6 protein-coding genes are annotated in these 6,228 nt (G+C 72.4%); 3 read left to right on the top strand and 3 right to left on the bottom strand.

From position 1 onward, the window contains the following. Positions 1-200: 200 nt before the first annotated feature. From ACFYXB_RS45350 to ACFYXB_RS45360, 3 genes are all read right to left on the bottom strand, one after another. Positions 201-956 (bottom strand): hypothetical protein, encoded by a 756-nt coding sequence (locus tag ACFYXB_RS45350; protein ID WP_389591335.1) that lies wholly within the window; start codon positions 954-956, stop codon positions 201-203. A gap of 382 nt (positions 957-1,338) precedes the next feature. Beyond that, complete coding sequence (locus tag ACFYXB_RS45355) at positions 1,339-1,551, bottom strand: hypothetical protein (RefSeq protein ID WP_389591337.1); 213 nt, start codon at positions 1,549-1,551, stop codon at positions 1,339-1,341. A 28-nt stretch (positions 1,552-1,579) separates the two neighbouring features. Next, complete coding sequence (locus ACFYXB_RS45360) at positions 1,580-1,786, bottom strand: hypothetical protein (RefSeq protein WP_389591339.1); 207 nt, start codon at positions 1,784-1,786, stop codon at positions 1,580-1,582. A gap of 349 nt (positions 1,787-2,135) precedes the next feature. Here ACFYXB_RS45360 and ACFYXB_RS45365 point away from each other — a divergent pair, with 349 nt between their 5' ends. The 3 genes from ACFYXB_RS45365 to ACFYXB_RS45375 all read left to right on the top strand — a co-directional run bounded on the left by ACFYXB_RS45365 (position 2,136) and on the right by ACFYXB_RS45375 (position 5,848). Continuing rightward, entirely contained in the window at positions 2,136-2,396 is a 261-nt protein-coding gene (locus tag ACFYXB_RS45365; RefSeq protein ID WP_351368170.1) for a hypothetical protein, read from the top strand. Positions 2,397-2,789: 393 nt separating this feature from the next. Beyond that, complete coding sequence (locus tag ACFYXB_RS45370; protein ID WP_389591341.1) at positions 2,790-3,128, top strand: hypothetical protein; 339 nt, start codon at positions 2,790-2,792, stop codon at positions 3,126-3,128. A gap of 2,339 nt (positions 3,129-5,467) precedes the next feature. Further along, a complete protein-coding gene (locus ACFYXB_RS45375; protein WP_389591343.1) occupies positions 5,468-5,848 on the top strand; it encodes a helix-turn-helix domain-containing protein in 381 nt (126 codons plus the stop codon). The last annotated feature ends 380 nt before the right edge of the window (positions 5,849-6,228 follow it).

The following is a 6,228-nucleotide window of genomic DNA, read 5'->3' on the forward strand; positions in this document are numbered from 1 at the left end:
CCACGGCGATGCCGACACCGCTGGTGACCCGCGATCCGGTCATCGCGCCCGCCGGCGTCACGGTCGCGAGGCCGGTCAGGCAGACGGTGGTCAGCGTGCCCAGGCGGAGGGCGGTGCTGCGGGCGGTGCGGGGGCGTGGTTTGCGGTGGCTCACGGGTGTTCTCCTTGCGCGGTCGTACGGGCGATGCGGGGCCGGGAGGTCACGTGGAGGCGGCATCGGGGCCGGGTGTCACGAACTGAGGGGGCCGGGGAAGCTCACGGTGGGTGTCGGGAAGCCGCTGGCCGGGGGTGAGATGGACGGTGTGACGCTGGGCGTACCGGCCGAAGGGCTGGGCGCGGGTGGCGTCGAGTTCTGTCCGCGGCTCGGGCTGGGGCTCGTCTTCTCGGTCGGCGTGGGCGGCGGCCTGGGTCTGGGCCGGGGTGGAGGCGCTTGCCGTGCTGGCTTCGTCGGACGGTAAGGCTGAGGGGCTGGGGGTGGGTGAGCTGGCCTGCCGTGTGGGGCCGGTGGGGTGGGGCGGCTCGGGCCGGGCGTCGTCCTGCGGTGTTTGGGCCGGGGGTGAGTCCGGTGTGCGGAGTGTGGGCACGCCGGGCTGGAGCAGGGGGACGATGGGCGGCTTGGGCGGGAGGGGCTGGGGTGTCATCCCGCCCAGCCAGGCCGCGGCGAGCGCGCCGGTGGCGGCCAGGGTGCCGACGCAGGCGGGTGTTGTTCTCGGTGGCACGGAGCGTGGCGCGTACGAGCCGCCGGTGACGCGGACGCAGAGGTAGGCGGCGCCGACCAGGGGGCACAGGAGCATGAACTCGCCGAGGGTGCCGACGAGTCCGACGGTGATCCGGTCGTCGGCGAAGGCGGAGAAGGTTCCGGCCGCCTGCTCGGTCAGGGAGCGCAGTCCGGTTTCGATGAGGCGGGGGAGGTTCCACAGGGCGTAGCCGAGTTCGGCGGCGGTGAGGGGGACCATCTGGAGCCGGATCCCCGGTACTCGCCCAGGCGTTGCAGTCCCGCCCCGGGCCGTAGGACGGGAAACAGCGGCTGCCCGCACATGTCCCGGGGATACACCCCGCCCGAGGGATGTGTTTCGTCCCGGGGATACGTTCCGTCCACGGGGAACGCCCTGTCCGCGGGATGTGTTCCGTCTGTGGGATACGTTTCGTCCGCGGGGTGTGTTGCGTCCGCGGGATGGTGTGCTGCGTCGGCGTCGCGCAGCGCCGTCCCCGTGGGAGCGGGGTCGTGGGCCCCCTGACCGTCGTCCACCGGTCACTCCTTTTTCCCCGGTTTCTCCCCGGTTTTCCCGGGTGCGGACCGTGCCGTCATGGGGCACGGTCCGCATGCCCGGCCGGCTGTTACTGGCTGATGTGGATGGACTGGTTGGCCTCGGAAGCCGCCATGGCCTCGGGGGAGTAGTAGTTCACCGCGGCGGACTCGTTGTGCGCGTCGACGTAGGCGACGTGCTTGGTGACGTGGGTCGTCTTGACGAAGCTGAACTTCAGCCGGCCCAGGGCCTCGCGGCTGGGCAGCAGTTCGGCGGACTCGGCGTTGAGCTGGTCGTTGTTCATGGTGGGTCCTCTTTCGGGGTGGGGTGGGTTACTGGCTGATCTTGATGGACTGGTTGGCCGCGGAGGCGGCCATGGCCTCGGGCGAGCAGTAGTTCGCCGCGGCGGACTCGTTGTGCGCGTCGACGTAGGCGACGTGCTTGGTGACGTTGGTCGTCTTGACGAAGCTGAACTTCAGCCGGCCCAGGGCCTCGCGGCCGGGCAGCAGCTGTGCGGACTCCGCGTCGAGCTCACGCATGCCGAGCATGGTGGTTCCTTTGCTGAAGGGGGCATGGGCGGCCGTGTCCGGTCCGGAGCGTCCATCCATGCCGGACGATCTGTCTGACGAGATTGGACAGTAGTCGGTGGCGGAAACCCTCGACAACCGCTTCACGCACATCGCCCCTTGCCAGACATCTCGCCCGCCGGGGAAAACCGCAGGTGGGGGCCGCCGTGACCGGACGCAGGGCCGGACTGGCGCGCAGCGCACCGCCACCCGATCGGGTCAACTCGGGGCCGTTCGGACCATGTTGGCGGGCCGGGCGGTGGCTATTCTCTCGTCCCGCGAGACGGGTGAACCGTCCGAAACCTCCGCGAGAGGGGTGCATGTGCTTGTCGTCCACGGAGCCTCCGCGACCGCCGTCGTGCGGGACAGGACGGGAGAGCCGGTGGTCCTGCTCTCCGGTGAACTCCCCGAGGCCCTCACCCCCTCCAGTCTGAACGACCTGATGAACCTGGCCGCCGCCGTCCTCGATGCGGAGGAACTGGAGCTGTTTGGGAAGTGCCTGGCCGCACTGCGCTGCGGGGAGAAACTCCACGAACGCCGCATCGAGGTGAGCGGGGCCGTCCTGACCGTCTACCGAGGCTGACCACGCCACCGACTGCGCGGAACACGGGGCGCATACGATCCGACGGCACAACGTTCCCGCATCCCGGGCCCCCGCCGACAACAATATGGGGAGAATTCTTCATCGCATTTCACGGGGCACCCGTAAACAAATTCTTCACCTTTCACGGGGGTTTTCTGAAAACCGCGACATGCCGGAGAAGGATCACCTTGAAGAGTGTTTCCCCCGCCTCGTTAACGAGACCCGAAAACACCGAATAAGCAGAGCTCAAAGCATGTCCCGGCATCATGTGACCCGTCGCCAATTGTGGTCCGGTGAGCCGCAGAAGAGCGGTTGGATGAATGAGCTCGGAGCAGTGGCCAAGTAATGTCTGGCACGCCATCCGGCAATTCACCGAAAGCAAGGAGAAACACGGTGAGAAAACTGGCACGCGCTACCGCGACGGCGGCCCTGACCGTCGCCGCGGTCGCCATTCCCCTGACGGGCACGGCCATGGCCTCCACCGCCGCGGCCGTCCCGGCCCATTCCCACCGGCTGCTGCACCAAGGCTATGACGACGACGACTACGGCCGGTGCGGGAAACACCGGCACCACCGGTGGGACGACTGCGGCAACCGCTGGGACTGGGGCGGCTGGAACAGCGGCTGGAAGAACCGCGACTGCGACGACCGCTGGGACCGGGGCGGCTGGAACAGCGGCTGGAAGAACCGCGACTGCGACGACCGCTGGGACTGCAACCGTCACCACTACTGACCCGCACTGACTCGGCCGCACCGCCCTGGGGCTCCCGGCAACGCCCGGGAGCCCCACGACCGTCCGCCGCCCTCGCAGCCGCCCCCTTGACGGCGAGGCCTTCTCGGCGGAACGAGCGATGCCCCGGCGGGACGAACTGCCGGGAACCGGACGGGACAGACGGGACGGACAGGGCGGACGGGACGGCCCCGGCCGCAGACGCACGCACAGCCCCCCGGCGGGACGGTTCCCCCCGCCGGGCCGTCCGCCGGACCGGAGGCTTCACACCGTCACCCGTGCCGCCCCGCCCGATGCCTGCGGGCCGCGCCGCGACCTCCCTGCCGCGCCGCGACCTCCCCGCCGGGCCGCCCCCGGGCGCCGGACCGGCCCGGCGGGCCATGGGCGTCGGGGGCCGCCCGGGCGGCCCCCGACGCCGTGCCGTGCTGCTTGCGCGAAGAGGCGTGTGCGCCCGCCCGGCCCGCTGGCGCCGGCATCTCCCGGACGGCCGGTCACCGGTACCCGCACGAGCCGCACGAGGGGACCGGCGCTCCCGCAGCCCATAGCCCGGCGATCTTCACCAGGCTCTGCAGACGTGCCGTCGGCGGGGCGTGCGCCAGGTGAACCCCTGGACGGTACGTGGGCCGCAGCCGGACCGTGCGGCCGTCCGCCGCAGCAGCGACGGCAGGCAGACGGACACCCGGTACCCCGGCACACACCGGGCCCCCGGGTCCGGGGGTGCGGTGCCCTCCGCCCGGACGGCACCCTGCTGCCGCTCCCTGACTCCGCACCCGGCCCACGCCCGGCACCGCCGCCGCCCGCCGTCACGCATTCTCGGCGCTGTGCAGGGCGGTGGCCGGCGGACCGCTCGGGCTCACCACCTGCGGATACCGGGGCGCGGCGCCGGAATCGGCAGGAGCGGCGACATCGGCCGCGCCGCCCTCGTCCCCGAACAAGCCTGGCAACGACTTTCGCCGAAAACTCCCTCTGCCCACCGCCTCGCGCAGCACAACGCCGGGCGCCGGGTGCGGTGGAAGAGCTCTGGAGTGTGCGGCTTTCACCGGCCGCCCGGCACCCCACGACGACCCGGCCTCCCACGGGGATTGGCGCGTGACCGCCGTGCGGGGAAGCGGCGGCGAGGCCGTCCGCGCCGGGCACCGCCAGCACACCGCACGCAGGCACCACATGACTGCGATCCGGGCCGGCGCCGATCCAGACAGGACTCATCACCACTGCATCAGGACCGACGGGAGCGGCCGGCGGCCGCCCTCGCGGCGCGCCGCCGCCGACGAGCCGCAGCCGCCAGACCCCCCGGACGCCCCGGCCCTGGGCGCGCAGGCCACGCCGGGCATTGACCTGGCCGGCGGCGCAGCGGCCCCGGCCGTCAGGCTCCCGCTCCACCACGACCGACTGGTGCACCGCATCCGCGGTCGGGCCAGGCACCGCGCCCGCGAGAGCCACCGCGGCGAGGCGGACCGGCGCCGAGGACGCCGCCGACGTCGCTGGCCGGGTCCGCGCCCCGCGCGGCCTGCATCCGTGACGCGCCGGCGACGACACCGCGTCATCAGCCCCACGGTCCTCACCGGTCGCCGCAGAGATCCGGCCGCCGGCCGTACCCGCACGGTCGACCGCCTCCGGGCCCGGCCCGCCGGCCCGGGCCCGCAACGGGCCTTCCACCCGACCGACCCGACCCTGTTGGCCGGCACCGGCCCGTTCACCCTGCTGACCGGCTGTCAGTCCCCGGACGCGATCCGCAGGGCCCGCGCCAGGGCGGCCGGAGACCCGGCTGCGCCAGCACCACGCTGTCCGCACCGAACCGCCGTGCCGCGCCGGGCGGCGGCACACTGGCCTGCCCGGGCAGGAGCCGGCCGCCGGGCTCGGCCGGGCCACCGGGGCCCGGCTGCGCGAGGACCACACCTTCGACGTGATCACCGGCTTGTTCGGCCCGGAAGTCACCCTCGGCGCCGCGCCTGCGCGGCCGTCTCACCGTCCCCGGCGCCGCTGCCGGCCGTCTCACCGCCTCCGGCACTACAGGGTGACTCACCGTCCCCGGCACCGCCGGCTCGGCGGTGCTGCGTCGGTGCGTTGGTGGGTCGCACCTGCGGGACGGGCGTGACGCACGGCGCGGTGAAGCGTTGAACCCGGCGGTCGTGGTGGCGAAGTGTCCGGGCCCGGGAGGACGTTGGGTGTGTCCGGAGAAAGGAACGTGATGAGTGCGGCAGCACGCACGGTCGTACGGCTTCGCAGTCACGGGTGCCGTACGAATCGTCCAACGAGGTTGGACGTCAGCCTCTGTAGCACCTGATGGCAGGCCGTTCAAGAGTGTTTGCTCAACCGCCGTGCTAGCAGGGAGAATCGATCTCGTGGCCAACGCACTGCAGGAATTGGTGAAGGACCGGCTGGAGCAGCAGGGCTGGTCCTACGGTGACGTGGCCCGGCGTGGCGGTATCCCGCGCTCGACGGTGCATCATCTGGCGACCGTGGCGCAGGTGACGCGGATGCCGCAGCAGGCGACGCTGGAGGGTCTGGCGAGGGGGCTGGAGCTGCCGCTTGACGCGGTGCGCAGGGCGGCCGCGGAGGCGTGCGGGATCCATCTGTACTTCGAGGACGGTGCGGGCACGGCGTCCGACCCGGAGATCGCCACGCTGATCGCGAGTGTGCAGCGGCTGTCGGAGGCCGACCGTCGTCATGTCACCGCGCTCGTGGAGTCCCTCTTGCGCAGCACCCCCGGGTGGGGCCGGTGACCTGAGTCGGAGGTGCGTCGGCGGTGTGCGGCGGCTTCGCGGACGGCCGTCGGGTCCGCGTGGCGGCCGGCCGCGGCGCCCGGGGCGGGTGCCGCGGCCTGGCTGGTGGGCGGGTCGCGTTCTTCGGTTTCTCCTGCGGTGTTCTGACACCGGCCCGTTCGGCACCGGTGTCGGTGTCGCGTGCGGGACGTCGGGTCGCAGTTCGCTGGAGAGGCTGTCGGGGCGGTGTCCGTGGGAACGCGGGTGCCGTTCGGGGGCCGTGCCGGGGTGCCCCTGGTGCGGGCGGCGGCGATGGCGTGGCTTTGGTCGTCAGCTGGCGGGTCCGGTGATGGTGGATGTGAAGATGGTTTTGCTGTTCTGGCGGCCTGTTACTTCGATGG

Origin of the sequence: Streptomyces sp. NPDC002619, from assembly GCF_042889305.1 — a bacterium.
Lineage (GTDB): Bacteria > Actinomycetota > Actinomycetes > Streptomycetales > Streptomycetaceae > Streptomyces.

Coding starts and splice junctions, on each gene's coding strand:
- ACFYXB_RS45360 (WP_389591339.1), bottom strand. CDS start 1,786: ATGCGTGAGCTCGACGCGGAGTCCGCACAGCTGCTGCCCGGCCGCGAG.
- ACFYXB_RS45350 (WP_389591335.1), bottom strand. CDS start 956: ATGGTCCCCCTCACCGCCGCCGAACTCGGCTACGCCCTGTGGAACCTC.
- ACFYXB_RS45355 (WP_389591337.1), bottom strand. CDS start 1,551: ATGAACAACGACCAGCTCAACGCCGAGTCCGCCGAACTGCTGCCCAGC.